At 44.3% G+C, this 20,451-nt stretch carries 2 protein-coding genes; both read right to left on the minus strand.

Annotation, left to right across the window (positions count from 1 at the left end; genetic code table 11):
- Positions 1 to 178: 178 nt before the first annotated feature.
- Positions 179 to 3,973: an amino acid adenylation domain-containing protein gene (locus tag PCIT_RS16495; protein ID WP_010365468.1), complete on the minus strand. Its 3,795-nt coding sequence runs from the start codon at positions 3,971 to 3,973 to the stop codon at positions 179 to 181.
- Complete coding sequence (locus PCIT_RS16500; protein ID WP_010365469.1) at positions 3,970 to 20,286, minus strand: non-ribosomal peptide synthetase; 16,317 nt, start codon at positions 20,284 to 20,286, stop codon at positions 3,970 to 3,972. Before PCIT_RS16500 ends, PCIT_RS16495 begins: the two co-directional genes overlap by 4 nt.
- Positions 20,287 to 20,451 lie beyond the last annotated feature (165 nt).

Here is a 20,451-nt window from a genome sequence, read left to right on the forward strand (position 1 = left end):
ATTTAGTAAAAAATAAAAATTAAAAATTTCATAAAAAACATAGTGTTAATAAACTGTTTCAAAGCGAAGCTAAAAATCATCAAGTTACTGTAATCAACATGTATATTGGAACTGTTGTAATAAAAAAACCGCGTCATCTTACTGCGCGGCTTTTTACGTCATGAAATGGCAGACTGTTTTAGGTTGTCAATAACTGGGCTAACTCTGCGCTGCTGACAATTTGCTCATGGCTCATCTCAAGGTTTAGTGAAGTAATAGGTACACCTTGCGTTGCTAATGTCGTGGTAAATTGTGAGCATGACGATGCAGCACGCTCACTGGCCCATACCACTTGTACATCTTGCACATTGTGAGGTAGATGCGGTACATGGCAGCCTTTATTTCGCAGCTCTAATAGCTTGTTACTCGTAGCATAAGTGCGCGCTACTTGCTCTCCTCGAATGGCATTTAACGGTTCAGCTAACTGTGCAGCATGAAGGTCCCAGCACTTAGCAATACATTGGCTTAAATTATCCCCAGACAATGACTCCACATTTTGCTCAGTTAAGAAGGTGTCAACAGAGTTTGTCCACTGGGTATTTTCCCCCTCAACCAAGTCTGCTATAAACTCGCGAACAGACGTATTCTCATCAATACGGTTATTCTCATTTGCTAGCCACGTATCTGCAATCACTAACCGCTTAACCTGTATCCCCTTATCACTTAAGCATGCACTTACTTTAGTCGCCAACACCCCGCCCATCGACCAACCGAGTATTTCTACGACCTGCTGCTCAAACTGAGATGCAATTGCAGTTGCATAGTGCTCTGCTAATTCGTCAAAGTTATCGACTTTGGTTAAATCAGCAAGCTGCGGTGCTAAACCATAAACGTTTACGTGCTCCGGAAGTTGCGCAGCCAATGCTCTATACGCTAAGGTCAACCCTAAGCCATCGTGAATACAAATCAATTGCTTCGTTGCAGATTGGCTATATTTGAGTGGTGCTATTAGTGCCTGACTTTGCTGCTCAATAGCCTGTGCTAACAAAGCAACACTTGGCGCTTGAAATAACGTAGCAAGTTCAAAATGCAACGCACTCTCGTATTTATCCGCCCAGCGTTTCACCAATTTTATCGCTGCAATTGAATGGCCACCCAGTAAGAAAAAGGATTGCTCTGTACTGACTCTTTGTACACCTAAAACATCTGCAAACATCTGAGCTAAATTTTGTTCTAATTCACCTTTCGGTGCAATAAAGGTCTCACTCCTACCATGCTGATACTGAGGTAATGATTTTTTGTCAATTTTACCATTGCCCATTCTTGGCCATTCATGCACATAATAAAAACAATTAGGGATCATCACGTCAGGCAGATTCTCTCGCAGGCGCAGCTGTATTTCAGCGATGTCCTCTCCATTTACTTGCCCTACTTGTGAATGTGTATCGTACAAGTATGCAACCAATACATGTTCGTTATTGATCACATTACTCAAGACAACACAGTGTTCGACATTCAATGCAGACTCGATCGTTTTCGCGATTTCTTGTGGCTCTATTCGCACACCTCGAATTTTCACTTGGTCATCTTTTCTACCTAGAATCATTATCGAATTATCAGGCATATACCGCGCTAAGTCTCCGGTTGCATAAATACGCTCTGCCCATGGTGTGTCCGTAACAAACGCTGAGCTTTGTGTGTTCAAATAACCTAAAGCCAGCTGTGAGCCCGCAATATATAACTGGCCAATTTCACCTGTTGCGCAAAGTTGCTGTTGCTCATTCAATATAAAAATTTCTGTGCCATCAAATACTTCAGATAACTTAGCAACCCCTCCGCCATTTTCAGCGTATAAATGACTCATGACACCAACCGTGGCTTCACTCGGCCCGTAATGATTATACACTTCACTGTTAGGCGCCCATTGCTGCAAGCTGCATAAAAATGTTGCAGGGCACGCTTCTCCACCCAATATTAGTTTTCTGGGCACATAAGTTAATGCCGCTGTATCGCATAACGCTTGTAAATGTGAGGGGACTATCTTTATACAATCAATCTCATTATCCGTTAAAAAGGCTTCAAATGCGTCACGTTCTTTGCTTTGCAATTCATCAGCAATATGTAAAGATTTCCCTAAATATAACGCATTGAACAAACAGGTATAACCTAAATCAGCAGTCACCGCAGCGGTCAATGCAAAGTGAGATTGCTCATCTAACTCCATTGCTTTAGACGAAGCATAACAATACTGAGCAAGCTGTTGTTGGTTGATTTGCACACCCTTTGGTGTACCCGTTGAGCCAGACGTAAAAATAACATATGCCAGTTCACCTAATGCATCAGGTAGAATCGTCGCATTTACTCCGAGCTTAGCAATTGTTGAAAAGGCATGACCCTCTTTCCCTTCTAAGTCAATCACCTGCATATCATTAAATTGCCCCAAAACTTGCTCGATGCGCGTTTTAGGCCAATCTGGGTCAAGCGGTACATAACCTACACCTAATTGCATCGCAGCCAACATGGCTACTGCCATGTCTGCACTACGAGGCAATAGCAGTGCCACGGGTTGGTCTTTACCCTGAGTGTGTGTGTGAAGTCCCACTGCAAATTCGGTGATCTGTGTTTGCAATTGCGCATAAGTAAGACACTGATGACCATCATTAATTGCCAACACATTTGGCTGAGATACCGCAAATTGTGCAATACGTTCATGTAGCAATTCAGGCTGACTGTTATCCGCTTTATTCAGCGCCAAGTGCTGTTGCTTTTCCACTTCGCTCAACAATGAGATGGTACTATTAAGTCCTTCTCCACCAGTACGAACCACCTCTTTCAATATCTGTTCAAGCTGGGTTAATATGCTTGAAATCGCGGCACCTGAGTAACACTGATCTGCAAAGCATATCGAGACTGTATGATCGTCTAAGATTGTGAGCTGTAGTTCTGATTGCTGCTCACTTGAGCACTCTAATGTCCCGGTATTTAAGCTATTTACCGCACCATTATGCGTAGCAACTAACGCCAGTTGCTCAACAGTAATACATTCAGCCCACTGTAGATGGGTTTCTACAACTTCAGCTGTATTCATCAACCATGATTTAAACGTTTGCTCCGTGTCATACTCAACAATAATAGGTAGCTCTTTGTTATAGCAACCTAAAGCACCTTCAAACTCTTCACTTTCAGAGCGAGGGTCATAATTAAGCTGCGTTAAGAAAGTATGTTGTGGTGCTAACCTTGCCAATAGCCACCACCATGATAGCTGTATTACTTGAAATACAGTCAGGTTAAGAGTTTCAGCAAATTGCTCAACTTGGCTTACTAATTCACCTGTAAACTGATGGCTTAAGTGTGAGTAAGTAACATTAGATGTGTCTATTTCACGCTTTTTATACGGCAGATTAAGTGCACCAGGTAAATTATTACTCAAATAGTGCTGCCAATAAGCTTGGCCCGCTAAACCCTCTTCGTCGTCAAACATATCTAATTGCCATGCAACAAAGTCAGGAAATTGCAATGCCTCTTCCAATTCATCATCACTGATAATGTACTGTGCGATTAATTGTAATGAGGTCACATCTAACGCCAATGCAAACGAGCGCAAAGCAATATACATGTCACCTGCTGATGTCACGACACATACATCAAGATTAACTCCCTGCTCCGGTGCAATATCTAACGGTGCACTCAGATTCAATTGTGCTAAATTCGGCTCTCGCTGAAAAGACCAAGCACATTCTTGAACATTCACACTCGAGCCCATGAAAGGGACTCCCCTGTGGGAGGTAAAGCCCGCAATCTTTTTATAACAAGAAGAGATACTAATATGACCCGCTAACAACGACTGCGCACGTTGACGAATAGCCTCAGTAGTTAACCTCGCTTCACATTTATACAGTATCTGATTTACCGCAGAGTCTTGCTTGTTCAGCAATTGCTGGACTGCCGTTAGTGGAACACCTTCTTGATATTCTTCTACGTAATCTGCAATCATACTGTTTCTCCACTTTCACATACTTTGGTTGATGCTAAATCAGCCTGGTTCACCATATCGCCCATTGCGACAACAATTTTTCGCGGTTCTTCATATGGGTCTCGCGCATGCGCTGCAAGCATATTATCAACCATCACTACATCACCTTTTTGCCAATCGAAACGCACAGCACAATGCTCATACGCATCACCGATGATTGCCATTTCTTCGTAACTGATCGCTGAGCCGTCACCATAAAATACATTTCTTGGTAATAAGTCTTGCCCAACCATGGCAATTAAATCACTACGTACATCCGGTGCTAAACATGATTCATGATGCAACTGTACTTGGTTAAAGAAGCTACGAGCCCCCGTTATAGGATGCGCTATCACACCATGGGTCTTAGTTCGCGTCTGCAAACCATCATTGTCTAACCACTTAAACTCGGTATTACTTGCATGCAGTAAACTTTCAACTTCTTGCTTAGAATCCGTTTTATAAAAATCTTGCCAGCTTACATCTAAATTCTTTATAAAATTACGCACATACAGCAAGCCTTTAGTAGAAAACTTTTCGACTATATCAGCCGGCAGAACCTGTAGCATGCGTCGGCAATCTACGATCGGCGTTGCGCCGCCAACGACTGATGGCAGTTCACAGAAGAACCACTGTTTGCGTGGCCACTTGCTTAAATGCGCACTTTCATTGTGATAAAGGATCATTTGCTTTTCTGGATACGGAGTCGATTTATACGTTTTCTTACCCCCTTCTTTTTTAGGTAAATCTCCATATTGACCATATAACCCTGGCTGAATAGCATCAGCAAACTTCTCAAAATCTTGCGGTGTTGCAAGTGCAAAGTTTCTAAAAATAATGCCTGCTGATTGATTTAAATGCTGGTCGATGACAGTACGATTTTGCTCAGCCCAAGCGATTGGATCTAAGTCCGCAGTGCTCGGTTCAATGATCACTGGAAATGATTCTGTATCCGGTAAAAATCGCGTTTTAATTGCCGGCGCTTTTTTTACTGAGCGTTTTTTTAAGCCTTTTTTTAAGCCTGAGAATTTTTTGCCTTGAGTTGCTTTTTGCATGGTTTTAATATCCTGAGTCATTGGAGAAAGCAAGTCGCGAATGGTTTTTTCGCTCTCTGTAATGAGTTGCATCACGCACTGCTGCCAGCGCCCCAATAATTGCTGCATAATATTCACGTTGTAGAGCTGTTTTCTAAACACCCAACTACATTGCAACTCATTTTCATCCATGACGAAAAGTGCACTATCAAATTTACTGTTTATTGCGCCTTTACTTTCGAGTGGCTCAAGGGATAGACCTGCCACAGGCCACGTTTCTTGAGGCGTATTTTGCATCACAAACAACTGCTGAACTAGAGGTTGAACCCCTTGAATTCTATCAACTTGTGACAATTCAATAAGCGCCTCTAAACCAAGCGCTTGATGCTCAACCATATCTAATGAATGTGCTTGTGTTGTGCTTAAGTAGTCAGCCAAGGTTTGATTTGGATCAATAATACTGCGCTGTGGCAATACTCGAATAAAGAAACCAATCAGCAATTCTAAATCGGGGTGGTCACGGCCCGCTAAATCAGACCCTATGATCACATCGTCTTTCGCCGTCACTGCATGTAGAAACAACTGATAAGCCGATAATAAAACAGTATGCAAAGAGATATTACGACTCTTTGCAAATGCTTTTATGTGCGCCGTTTGCGTTTCATCAAAATTCAGTTCAACACTCGCACCATCAGAACTCATTTGTTCAGGACGTGGAAAATGAGGCGGTAATGCACTATTCGCTGGCGCAGATGCCAATGATTGGCGCCAAAACTGACGAGTCTCTTCACCTTGCGGACCGGTCAATTGCGCTTGCTGCCATGCCGCATAGTCCACATATTGAATGGGTAATGCATGCCAACTAGGCGCAGTGCCCTCTAGCAAACCTTGGTATGCTAGCCCCAAATCTTGTACTAAAACACCAATAGACCAACCATCAGCGATAATATGATGCAAATTCACATATAAGTGATAAACATCTGCTAACTTCACTAAACAAGCTTTGATCAAGGGAGCTTTTGCTAAATCAAAAATGGCATGCTCTAACTCAATTTGTAATTCTTTGGCTTGCTGTTGAGCAAGTTCTGGCTCCAATTGACTTAAGTCATGAAGTGGTAAATCAAACATCACTTTTGGCAGTATCTCTACACTCGCATCCCCTAAATTATCAATAAATTGCATTCTTAAGGTTTCATGTCGTGCGATGGTCGCATCAAAAGCGCTTTGCAATGTCTCTACGCAGACATCACCGACCAAGCTGACACCGCCAGAAATATTGTACGCTTGCTTATCTAATGGATTATCTGTCAATTGATCACTGAGCCATAAGCTTAACTGTGCTGGAGATAAGCCATGTAACGCTACCCTCTCAATGGGGACTAAATTCGGTTTTGTCGTTGCCTCTAGCGCCGCCACTTTAGTCGCTAATTGCGCTAATATAGGTGCTTCAAACATCAATTTAACCGGGCAGTTAACAGACAGGGTTTGCTCTATTCGGCTCACAACTCGTAGGGCGGAAATGGAATCTCCTCCTAGTAAAAAGAAATTATCCAACCGTCCAATATCCGAGCTATCGAGAACCTCCGACCAAATCATAGCTAACTTATTCTCCACCTCACCAACAGGCGCTTCATAGTGCCGGTCTGAAGCAAAAGTGACATCCGGTAATGCCTTTCTGTCTATCTTCCCGTTCACCGTGGTTGGCCAACACGTTAGCACCATGATCGCTTGAGGTACCATGTATTGTGGTAACTGTTCAGCTATCGCTTGGCGCAATTGTGCTTCATCCACCAGCTTACCCACAACATACGCGACTAACCGCGCATGCTCCGCGTTGTTATCAACCATCACCAATGATGAATCAATGCCTGCTTGTGCATTCAATGCCGCTTCGACTTCTCCTAGCTCAACCCTAAACCCTCGAATTTTAACTTGGTGATCAATACGCCCTACGTACTCTAATTCGCCGCGTTCATTCCAACGTGCTAAATCTCCAGTGCGATATAACCGCTCTCCGGTGTCAACAAATGGGTTAGCAATAAATCGCTCAGCCGTAAAATCAGCACGCCCCACATACCCTCGGGCGAGTGCTGGACCACCAATATAAAGCTCTCCAGTCATCCCTGTGGTAAGTAAATTCAGCTGAGCATCTAAAATATATAGACGACGCTGACCAACTGCGCGCCCGATAGGCACGTAGGCTGAGTTCACATGTGTGCACGCATCACCACGCCATAAAGTCGGGGTGATCACAGCCTCTGTTGGACCATAGGCATTCACTAAGCTCGCATTCGGCAGTTGCTGCTGCGCATACTCGAAGTCATGCCTTGACCACGCTTCCCCTCCCACGATACATAACCGTACATTGGGTAATGGCGCCAACTGCTTTAAGTACACACTCGGTAAATCAACCGCTGTAATATTTTGTTTATGACATAATGCATTGAAATCATTAGCTGTGGTCTGTTTTGCATCCACAATCACCACCTTACTGCCTGCCATCAGTGGCACCAATAATTGCTCAAGCCCCGCATCAAAGCTTAATGATGCAAATAACACGCAACTATCTTGTGAGGTTAATTGATAGTTATGTTGCATTGCTTGGCAATGATGCGTTAGTGCTTCATGTGATACCGCAACGCCTTTAGGAACCCCTGTAGAACCTGATGTATAAATGACATACGCGGTTTGTTGAGGGTGAATAACTAGCGGCGTATCTGACCCCGCTAATTGTTGGTAATCACACGCAGTGATATCAAGCATGGGGACTGTGATCGTATGCACAAAATGTCCATCACTGATCAATAAAGCCAGCTCACTTTGTGCGTTAATTTGCATAAAGCGTTCCGCAGGTAAATCAGGTTCCATCGGGATAACACAAGCTCCAGCTTGCCAAGCACCTAATAACGCAATCACCATGTCAATAGAACGACTACACGCGATGCCAACAGGGGCCTCATGGTTTACCCCTGCTGCCTTTAAGTATTGTGCAAACTGAGCCACTCGATGTGTCAGAGTTGCATAACTCAATGTGTCCTCATTACATACAAGTGCAGCTTTGTGTCCATCCAATGCCGCCTGTTCTGCAATTATCTGCTGTGTAAGTGCCGTGCTCCAGTGGCTCACTTGTTCTTGACCGAGTGCTAATATGTCTGCAGTGGTATTGGCTGGCAGCACTGTAATATTTGCCACACGCGCACAAGCATTGTCAGCAAAGGTTGCCAATATTGCCTGATACCCGTCAACCAACTCTTTCATGCGCTGCGCGCTGAAGCGCTCAACAGCATACTCAAAACCAATATTAACTGGCTTATTGGGTGCTTCTAATACATTCAGTACCAAGGCAAATTGTGCACTGGTATTAGGTAATTGAGTCTCCACAATATCTAAGCCAGGCAGCGTCGCCAAATTGTCTTCTTCTTGACGCTGGTGGTTCATCATCACTTGGAATAAAGCGTTATCGCCCATACTGCGATCTAATTCAAAGCTATTAACGAGTTTCTCAAATGGTAAGTCTTGATTTGCCTGGGCACCTTGCAATGCAGTGACAATCAATGCCATTACATCATCTACAGTCTCAGCTCCCGTCATATGCGTTTTAATGATTTGAGTGTTAACAAAAAAGCCGACCATATCTTGCGTATCAGCATGCTGACGATTCGCGATCGGCATACCCACTCGTACCTCAGATTGCCCACTTACTCGCTGTAATAACACATGCCAAGCAGCCATTAATACGCTAAACAAGGTTGTCTCATGACGCTTAGCAACTTGGGCTAATTGTTCTTGTAATACGGGTGCAATATCAAAGCGTAATTCTGCACTGAGATATTCTTGTTCAGTCGTATGTAAGTCCGTTGGTAACTCAAGCACCGGATGTTCATCTCCGAGTACGCTATGCCAGTAGGTGAGCTGGCGCTGCTCTGCGCCATTTTCTAACCAAGATTTTTGCCACTTAGCATAATCACTATAGCGTGCAGCCTGAGCATCAATGGTTAACGCTTGCTGCTGTTTCGCAGCTTTATATCCAATCACAAAGTCATTAATGATTAAATTCATCGACCAACCGTCAGATATAATATGATGCATCACAACAATGAGTTCATGCTGCTCATCATCGTGCGCAATAACTGCAATTCGATATAAAAGGTCATTAGCCAAATCAAAAGGCTTTGATACTAAAGCCGAGCGTAACATCTGCTGTTCAGAAACTGATGCAGAAGCTGGCAGTGTGGCAATATGGCAAGCCGTATGCGCTTGCACATACTGTGTCACGCTGCCCTTAGAATCATCGTGAAAACGCGTTCTTAAAGTACTATGCTTAGCAACAACGTGATCCAAGGCGCTTTGTAACGCATGCATATCCAGTTGTCCGCGTAACATCAAACCACCGCTAATGTGGTATGCGTCACTGTCGGGAGCTAATTTCCATAAAAACCACTGCCTTTGTTGAGCATAAGATAGCCCACTATATGCAGGTTCTAACCTTTCAAGTGGCTGCAATTTTTCAGGTTTTTTCGTACTGGCCAACAACGCCAATGCCTGTAAATCATGCGCTTTAAATACATCGGCAATATCTAAGTACACTTCGGCTTGTTTAGCCGCAGCAATAAAACGTAAACTTGTGATCGAGTCGCCACCTAATGCAAAAAAGTTATCATGACGACCAACCTGCTCAGCCCCGAGCACGGTTTGCCAAATATCCGCTAACTTACTTTCTAATTCAGTTTCTGGCGCCATAAATTCGTGCATTTGCGCCTCCGCTTTAGGCAGCGCTTTACGGTCAACTTTACCACTGGTGTTAAGTGGCAGAGCAGCGAGTATTACAATCACATTTGGCAGCATGTATTCAGGGAGTTTACTGGCAAGTAAAGCGTTAAGCTCTGCCTGCTCGACAGTGTCGCTTTCTACATAGGCCACCAAACGCGCCCCATTTGGCCCTTCATCAGCCACTACCACTGCAGCACGCACGCCAGCTTGACTATCTAGTACCGCTTCGATTTCGCCTAGTTCAATCCTAAAACCACGGACTTTGACTTGATGGTCAACGCGGCCTAAGTATTCCAATTCCCCTTTGCCATTCCAACGAACATTGTCACCCGTACGGTATAAACGACTACCCACCTCATCAAATGGGTTAGCAATAAACCGCTCAGCTGTTAAATCTGGGCGTGCTAAATAACCGCGCGCAAGGCCATCACCCGCTATGTATAATTCACCTTGCACTAGCGGTGGGCATAAATTCAATGCGCTGTCTAAGACATACAGTTGCGTATTATGAATAGCGTCACCTAAATGTATACTAGCGCCTACTTCATGACATGATGACCAAATGGTGGTCTCTGTTGGGCCGTACATATTAAATAGCTGTACCTGCTGAGCTTTAAGCGCTTGAGCTAAGCTCTCTGGCAGGGCTTCACCGCCACATAAACCAACCAGTGGCTGACCTAACACTTCTTGTGCTAACAGACTGCGCCAACCTGCAGGTGTCGCTTGCACGTGGGTCACTTGCGAGAGTAAATCACTATCGACATCCATTACTGAATCGGCAATCACTAAGGTGCTGCCATGTAAAAGTGGTAGGTAAATTTCAAGCCCTGAGATATCAAACGAAAGAGAAGTTAATGCCAACCAAGCGTGACTATCATTACTATCAAACGTCTCTGCCATGCTGGCAACAAAGTTACTCAAACTGCCATGACTGATAGCTACCCCTTTGGGTTTACCCGTTGAGCCGGAGGTATAAAGCACATATGCCAGTTGTTCACTTGAAATATTAATGTCAGGTGCCGTTGTACTATGCTTTGTAAGCCCATCATCATTTAATGACCATATGTGCACATGCTCTGGTAAGCTATGCTCAGTGTTACACAGTGCATATACCAATTCACTGTGTTCACAAATATAGGCCACACGTTCAGCAGGTAAAGAGGGCGCTAGTGGCACATATACTGCCCCAGCTTTGAGTACTGCCAGCATACTGACGATCATGTCAATGCCACGGCTAAATACCAAACCCACATTGTCTTCAGCTTGTACGCCTTGTGCAATTAAGTAATTGGCTAATTGGTTACTTCGGGCATCGAGCTCACCGTAGTGCATATCAATATGACCATGGCGTAACACCACAGCATCCGTGTTCTTATGCACGGCCTCTGCAAATTGCAACAGAACACTTTGCTTAAATGAACACGTTTTCCCACACCCTTTTGAGATTAACTGTTTTTGTGTGTCACTTGTTAAAAGCTCGAGCTCACTGACTAGCATATCAGGCCTCTCGGCACACATTGATAATACGTAACTAAAGGCATCACCCAGTGTTTTGACACGTGCTGCGCTAAAGCGTGCTGCAAAATATTCTATCGATACATTCAATGTGCCAAACGCATCCTCAAAGCTGTTCAGCGTTAAATCAAGTTGTGCTTCTATGCGCGGCGCTTGCATCACTTCGAATTCCAAACCCGACAGTTGCGCGAGTTTATCTTCACTGATTTGCTGATGATTCATCATCACTTGAAAAATCGGTGTACTGTGAGAATCCCGCGGCACGTCTAACGCATCAACCAGCTTCTCGAACGGTAAATCTTGATTGGCTTGCGCTTCTGTGAGTGTCTGTGCAACCTCATTTACTACCTCTAGCAATGACTGTGCGCCATCGAGTTTATTGGCGATCACTTGGGTGTTTACAAACATCCCCACCACATTCTCGCACCCACTATATTGACGATTGGCAGTCGGCATACCCACCTTTATGTGAGACTCACCACTGAAGCGATGCAACACGACCTGCCATGCGGCCATCAAAATACTAAAGAGCGTACAACCCTGTTGTTTAGCAACTTGATTCAATTGCCCTTTAAGTTCACTTGGCAATGTCCATTCATGATTAGCACTGCGTTTATCCTCTGTGCTAAACGTTTTATCATAGGGTAGCCCTAACACGCTGTGATCGGACCCCAGCTTATCTTGCCAATAGGCTAATTGACGCACTTCTTCGCCATCGTTTAAGCGTACTTGTTGCCACTTGGCATAATCACTGTAACGCAGTTCCGGTGAGCCAACTTGCAATACATCGCCCTGTTTGATTGCTTCATAGGCTGCTACAAAATCATCAATTAATAACTTCACCGACCAACCATCAGCAATAATGTGGTGCAACACCACCCCTAACTCATAGCTATTTTCACTGTACTTAAATAAACCAAAACGAACGAGGGGTTCGTTGCCTAATAAATCGAATACCTCGGTGAATAGGGCATCCCGGCTAGCTGAGTGCCCGGCAGAAACATCGTGCTGCACCAATGGTAGATCCGTGCTGACGCTAATCTGTTGTAGCACGTCACCTTGCGCAGTTTCACTAAAGTGAGTTCGTAAGCTATCGTGACGTTGCATCACGTAAGTTAATGCCTGCTCTACTGCGGTAAGATCTAAGTCTCCGGTTAGACGCAAGGCACCGGTAATGTGGTACGCTGCACTACTTGGGTCCAGCTTCCACAATAACCACTGACGCTGCTGCGCATACGATAAGCCAGTGTAAGGTATAGCAAGACGCGGAATATCGAGCACTTCCATTGGCATTGCTTCAAGACGTGCTGCCAATTGCGCTAAGTCGGCGCTTTCAAATAGGGCATCGACTGGCACAAATAAATTATGTTTTTTGGCCAAGGCTATAACCCGTAAACTACTGATAGAGTCGCCGCCAAGGGCAAAAAAGCTATCATGACGGCCAACCTGCTCAGCACCAAGCACCGTTTGCCAAATTGCAGCTAGGTGACACTCAATTTCAGTTTGTGCGGCTTCAAAAGCTTGTGGCGCTTGCCACTGTGGTTTAGGTAATGCGTTACGATCAATTTTGCCATTGCTGTTATGCGGTATATCATCTAACACCGTAATAAGTGCTGGCATCATATAATCAGGAAGCCATTGACTAATACTGACCTTAACTATTTCTGCATCCAGTTGTTCACCCGACACATATCCCACTAGCTGAGTGCTCCCGGTGCTATTGTCATCGATCACCACGGCTTCTTTCACACCATCGCAACGATAAAGCTGCGCTTCAATATCACCAAGCTCAATACGGTAACCACGAATTTTCACCTGATGGTCAGTCCGTCCTAAGTATTCAAGTTGATCTTGGTCGTTCCAACGCACTAAATCACCAGAACGATACAAGCGACTCCCATCGTCTGCAAACGGGTTGGCAACAAACCTCTCAGCACTGAGATCAGGGCGACTGAGATAACCACGCGCCAAGCCAGCACCGGCAATATATAACTCTCCAACCACCATCTGTGGACAAAGATTCAATTGATTATCGAGCACGTAAAGCTGCGTATTCAGTATTGCATCACCTAGATGCACTGCAGGCTGTTCAACATGATAGCAACTTGACCAAATCGTGGTTTCTGTAGGCCCATACATATTCCAGAGCGCTACGCCTGTTTTTGCCAACTCACCAACCAGTTCAGCAGGCAGTGCTTCACCACCACAAAGCGCTAACGTGCCGTCAACATCTGAGAGTAAATTAAGCGCAAGTAAGCTACGCCAACCCGCTGGAGTTGCCTGTAGTAAATCCTGCTCTGAAAGCAATGCAGGCGTTAACGCCGTAGTATCATTAGCGACAGTCACTGTACCGCCACTGATTAGTGGTAGATAAATCTCTAGTCCAGAAATATCAAATGACAAAGAGGTGAGTGCCAATGCATTCAAGGTGCTTTCAAGCCCCAATCGTTTTTGCATCCCCAACAAGAAGTTCAATAAGTTACCATGGTTAATAGCAACACCTTTAGGCAAGCCAGTCGAGCCTGATGTATATAAGGTATATACGAGTTGATCATGATGGCGAACATTATTGGGTTTAGTATCTGAGTAACTGTCCAGCACCATTTCGGTGATATTCAAGCTCGTAATATCATCGGCAAAGTGACTGTTGGTATTGGTAAGTACTAATTTTGCGCCACTGTGCTTGAAAATATAATCACGTCGCTCATCCGGTAGCTCTAATGCTATTGGCACATAGACTCCACCCGCTTTGTTCACAGCTAAAATCGCGAGTATCATTTCGATACCACGGGTCATGCTCACCACTATGGGGGTTTCGGTGGTCACACCTCGTGCAATCAACGCGTGAGCAAGTTGATTAGCTCGCTGGTTTAATGCTGCGTAAGTAATATATTCTGAATATTCATTTCGTACAGCGACCGCTTTTGGCGTTTGCTCAGCACGCTCTTCGAATAACGCCAATGCATCCTTTTCAGACAGAACCTCGCTTTGCCCACGCCCCAACTTCGCAATGGCACCTTGTGCATTATCATCCAGTAATTGAATCTGACTTAAAGGCTTTTCTACATGAGTTTGCAACGCATCTAAAAGACGCTCTAAATTACTGGCAAGCTGAGTCACCCGCTCTTCACTTAAACGCCAACCTTGATAAGCAAAATTAATTGTCAAGCCTTGTGCCGTCTCAACAAATACAGTTAATGGATAATTAGTTTCTTCCCGATTTTCAACTAAATTAAAACGTGTTCCATTGAAATCTGCCGCACCGAGAGTGTCTGAAACTGGGTAGTTTTCAAAGATCAATAAGCTGTCAAACAGTCCTTGTTGATTAAAGCTCACCAACCCTTCAGCCAATTTTTGAATTTGATTTAAAGGCGTATGCTCAAATTCCCGACTTGCCATACTGTCTTGTTGACGCTCTTTAAGCCACTGACCTACCGTTTTTTCATTGTCTAAGGTACTGATCACTGGCAACGTATTGATAAACAAACCCACCGTGTGATCGCTGCCAACCAAATCTGCTGGACGACCTGAAGTGGTCGCACCAAAGCACACCACCGACTTATTCAGCATACGACCCAATAATAATGACCAAGCACCTTGTAAAACGGTATTAACAGTTATTTGCTGTTGTTGTGCAAACGTCTGCAGCTGTTCAGCCTGCTGCTCGTTCAGTTGCAAGGTATATTTAGCGTAACCGTGTTCGCTAGGTTCATTTACGCTACTTTGCAATTCAGTGAGGTAGGTAGCATCACGCAACTGTTCAAGACGACCTTGCCAATACTTATCGCTGGCTGCAATATTTTGATTTGCAAGATATGACAAATAGTCTTTAAATTGTCCTCCAGGTACCGCAAGTGCCTGTTCTTGATATGCCATCATCACTTCAGCCAACACCGCCGTACTGCTCCATCCATCCAGTAACATATGATGATATGTCCAAATAAAGTGATGCTCAGCCGCCGCCAATTGCACCAGTGTAAATGACATTAAGCCGACTTGCTCTGTCACTACAAAACCTTTATCCAATAACGCTTTGGCTAGTGTATCCGTTGTTTGATCAGATGATGATTGCCAATTGAGTTCTGTGAATGTAATTTGATGATCTTTGACAACATACTGTAGTGGTTCCTTGGACGCAGATATAAAACCACTGCGCAGAGCATCATGACGCTCTACCACCAACTGCCAAGCAGCTTTGAAGCGTGCAACATCTAAACCTGTAATGTCTAACCTAAGTTGGTTTAAATAAGCTGCGCTTTGCTCAGCCATTGAATGAAACATCATCCCCTGCTGCATCGCTGTCAATGGGTAAATACTCGAGACCAATGGCTGGGGAATTGGTAATTCATCTAGCTCAACTTGACTCATTGTAAGCAGTGGTACATCAGCAGGAGTAAAACGTATTTGCGCATCGGTACAATGATCAATAACGTCGCCTATTGCTTGCTCAAACAGATGCGCAAATTCGGCCATATCGGCCTGTAACAAACATGCACTACTGTAGGTGATCGACAATTGAAGCTGACCATTTTGAACGGCACAGTTAATGGCAATGTCAGCACTGAGCGGATTTTCTGCCGCAATACTGCTGCCAACGCCGTCGGTGCTCATCTGCCAATCGGCAAATTGCGCGTTACTGCTCGCATCGAGTTGGCCAAGGTAGTTAAATTCAATCTGCGGTTTGCACTGCGTTTTTAATGCTTGCTGCTGTGCCTCACTGCCATAATACTTAAATGCACCATAGCCAATGCCCTTGTTCGGCAATGCGCGTAAACGCTCTTTAGTCGCAATTATAGTGTCAGCGATATCCATAAAGCGCGTTAATTTAATTGGGTACAATGCGGTGAACCAGCCTAATGTACGACTTAGATCAAGTCCCGATTGCCATGGCTCTCGGCCATGACCTTCAATAAATACCTGTGCGTCGTTTGCACCCGTCCACTTTTCTAAGGCAACACTAAGAGCTGTTAATAGCAACTCATCGATTTGAGTGCGATATGGGCGCTGCGCCTGAGATAGCAAAGCGTGCGTTTGTGCTTCACTCAATTCACTTTGCAATGTTTTAGCACTTTGCATTGTATCGTCGCCCCCTGCCACAAAATTTGGCAGTGCTAATGCGGTACTTTGCTGGCTATCCCACAACGCAAACTCGTCTGCATAAGTACTAGGATAAGCCTGTAATTGCTGTGCCCAGTATTGGTAGCTATGACTCTTCGGGGTAAGGGTAATTATGCTACCAGATACTGTTTGCTCAATACCTTGAACTAAATCATCTATCAAAATTCGCCATGATACGCCATCAATCACTAAGTGGTGAGCAATTAAAATGAGCTGTTGACGTGTTTCACTGTGCACATACACAACGCGTATATTGTCACCGCGCGTAATATTTAAGCTCGCTTGTGCTTGCTCTGCGGCTTGCGAAAGATAACGATTAAACTCGCTGTCGGTAGTTTTTTGGTACCACAGTGCTTCGCGGTAGTCGACTTCATCATACGCTCGGTAAGCTTGGTGCCACACACCTTGTTGGGTGTATTGCAAACGCAAGCTATCATGATGCTTGATCAGCGCCTGAACGCTCTGAGCTAACTCTGTCAAACCGATCGGCTTAGGCGGTGTCAAACGGATTGCTTGGTTCCAATGGCTTAATTTAGCGGGCTGCCTTGCAAAATAGGTATGCTGAATTGGTAACAACGGCACGTCACCACTCACAATTTGTGCCGCCATATCATCATCTTTTAAGTCTCTTAATTGACTTGCTAATTGTGCAATTGTAGGTGCATCAAATAATTGCTTAGCACTCAGAGCATAACCATGTTGGCGCATTGCCGCAACAATTTGTAAACTCAGTATAGAATCACCACCAAGTGCAAAAAAGTTATCATCTCGACTGATTTGGGTATGGCCTAACACTCGCTGCCAAGTTTGGCCTAGTAACTCTTCACGCAGTCCTTGCGGTGCTTGATAACTGGTTTGAACCTGCGCGACTGGTTCAGGCAAAGCTTTACGGTCTACCTTACCATTGCTATTCAGTGGTAAGGTATCCAACACGATGATCACGCTAGGCACCATATAATCTGGTAAACGCTCTCCAAGCGCTTGTTGCAGCTCTTTGCTATCTACATCAGCGTTATTATGTCCTGATACATACGCGACTAAACGTTGGCCTGACGGGCCTTGATCGGCAATAACCACAGCTTCACGCACGGCTGACATACCATATAAGCTTGCTTCAATTTCACCAAGTTCAATTCTAAAGCCTCGGATTTTGACTTGATGGTCAGTGCGTCCCAAATACTCTAATTGACCATTGGCATTCCAACACACCAAATCTCCAGTGCGATACAAACGGCTCCCATCGTTCGCGAATGGGTTAGCAATAAACCGTTCGGCGGTTAAATCAGGGCGATTTACATACCCTCGAGCCAACCCAATCCCACCTATGTATAGTTCACCGGCGACGCGGTGTGGGCTTAGATTAAGAGAGTGATCGAGTACATATAACTGAATCCCGGCAATAGGTTCACCAATGGGCACTGGCAAGCTCGCATTGCCATGGCATGTAAAATGACTCACATCGACCGCTGCTTCTGTAGGGCCATATAAATTATATACACTGGCATTAGGTAGTTTTTCTAACGCCGTAGCTTGCACTTCGCTCGGTAGCGCTTCGCCACTACACAATATATGTTTGATACTGGTTGCACTGTTTACGTCTTCATGACCGATAAAAGCCTGTAGCATTGACGGTACAAAGTGCAAAGTCGTAATGTTATTTTCATTGATAATATCAAGTAGCTGCGTACTGTCTTTATGAGCGTTGGGCGGAGCAACAACTAATTGCGCACCGTACATTAACGGCCAAAAGAACTCCCATACGGATACATCAAAACCAAACGGTGTTTTTTGTAATACCACATCAGCTTCGGTCAAAGAATACGCAGACTGCTGCCAAGCAATCCGGTTATATATCGCTTCATGGGTATTCCCTACCCCTTTTGGTTTTCCTGTCGAGCCCGAAGTATAAATAGCATAAGCCAGTTGAGTTGGCTCAATCGGTATATTTGTCGCTTTATCCGCATAGGTACTCAACGGGATATCAGCGAAATAACAAACGGATGCAACCTCTTTAAGACTTGCTAGCTGCTGAATAGAATCATCGCATAGTAATAAAGCCAGACCACTACTTTGAGCAATATACTCAACCCTATCAATGGGTAAGTTTGGATCAATGGGTACATACGCAGCACCAGCTTTGATCACGCCGAGTAGGCTTATCACCATCTCCAAGCTACGCTCAAAAACAACCCCCACTTTATCTTCCGCTTGGACTCCTTGAGACATTAAATAATGCGCTAATTGATTTGTTTTTGTCTCAAGCTGCGCGTAACTCAATAGTGTGTCAGCAAACCGTACCGCGATCGCATCTGGTGTTTTGGCACTTTGTGCTGAAATAACTTCATGAATTGGGTTTGTAAATGAATGCGGCTGTGCACCTTGGCTTAAATCGTGTAACTGTGAAACTTCTGCGTTAGCCAATAATGGTAAGTTAACTAAAGGCGAATCAATATCCCTCAAAACACGCTTTAATAAAACATCCAAAGTTGTTAGGCATTGCGTAGCAAATTCCTTATTGTATAGTTCATTGGCATAAATTAAGTTAAGTATTGTCCCTTCAGCTTTATCCTCAATGACATCTAACTGCAGGTCAAACGGGATCCCAAAACGATAAAATTCATAATCGTCTAACGCGACCTTTCCTAGTTGCTTTAGGCTGCTTTTATCTCTACGTAAGTAATTAAACATCACCTGAAATATTGGATGAACCCCGGTTTGACGTTCTGGGTTAAGGGCTTTTAGTAACAGCTCAAATGGCAAATCTTGATTGCCTAATGCAGTGCGCGACGTTTGCGATGCTTGACTCAATAATTGCGAAAAGGAGTCTGTATTACTAATGCTTAGCGGGATCACTTGAGTATTCACAAAAAAACCGATTAAGTTCAATGTTTCACTCATATGCCGATTTGCAACCGGTACCCCTACATTGACCCTGTCCGTATTTGCAAATCGAGAAAGTAATAGTTGCCATGCGGTTAAAATGATCAAGTAAGGGGTCACGTTACGCTCATTTGCTAATAATGTGATCTGCTGCCAAGTATCCTCCGCCATTAACTGAGTCGCTGTGCTCACTTTATATTGTACTTGCTGACGCGCTTGGTTGTTCGCTGGCAACCCTAATGGCTCATCATCGCCGTTAAGTAGTTCACGCCATACTGTCAGTTGCGAATCATACAATGCGGTTTTATCTTGTTTATTTAACCATTTCGCGAAATCAAGATAGCCAACCTGCTTTTCCACTACCTGCACAGCATGACCGGCATCCAGCGATACATAAATAGCAACAAATTCATCGAGTAACTGCTGCATCGAGGTACCATCGGCGATGATATGGTGTAATGTGACAACAAGGCTGCTATCACCATTCAACGTCACTAAGCCGACTCGTAACAACTGCCCAATAAGTAAATCAAATGGTTTTGATACGACGGCTTTTAATTTTTCATCTCGACTTGTAAGACATTCAGCCTCGGCTTCATAGAGTGTAAACGTACTGTGTGATGCATCGAGCTGCCATACATCCTGTGCATCATCTTCAAAGAACTTGATGCGTAACGCATCATGCGTCTGGCACAAATCGTCAAATGCTCGTTCGACTAAAGCCGCGTTCAATACACCTTTAAAGTGCAGTGTCCCACCTAAGTTGTATGCGGTGTCTTTTGGGTCTAATTTCCACGCATACCACAATATTTTTTGTGCCGGTGTTAATGGGATCAACTCGCCTTGAGTAACGCTTTCGGTTATTTGAGTGGTCTCACTGGCTTCTGCACCGCTGATAAGCTGCTGTAACTTGCTGCGTTCAGCCTCTGATAAAGAAGAAAGCTGTCTGTTTTTTCTAGTACGTCTTTGCCGTGACATTCTGGCTCCACTCAACATAAATTGGTTCAAATTTAATATGTGAGCTAGACGAATAGAAACCTGAAAAATCAAGCATTGTGGTGCTTTATTTTATTGTGTAACTGAGACAAAAGGGGGCGTGTTAGAACATAAGATGTACGCTGTGGTTATTTTTCTCACAGCGTA

This window comes from Pseudoalteromonas citrea, from assembly GCF_000238375.3.
Classification (GTDB): Bacteria; Pseudomonadota; Gammaproteobacteria; order Enterobacterales; family Alteromonadaceae; genus Pseudoalteromonas; species Pseudoalteromonas citrea.

Bases quoted from the DNA above. Each gene is read 5' to 3' on its own strand.
- PCIT_RS16495 (WP_010365468.1), bottom strand. From the start codon at position 3,973: ATGATTGCAGATTACGTAGAAGAATATCAAGAAGGTGTTCCACTAACG.
- PCIT_RS16500 (WP_010365469.1), bottom strand. From the start codon at position 20,286: ATGTCACGGCAAAGACGTACTAGAAAAAACAGACAGCTTTCTTCTTTA.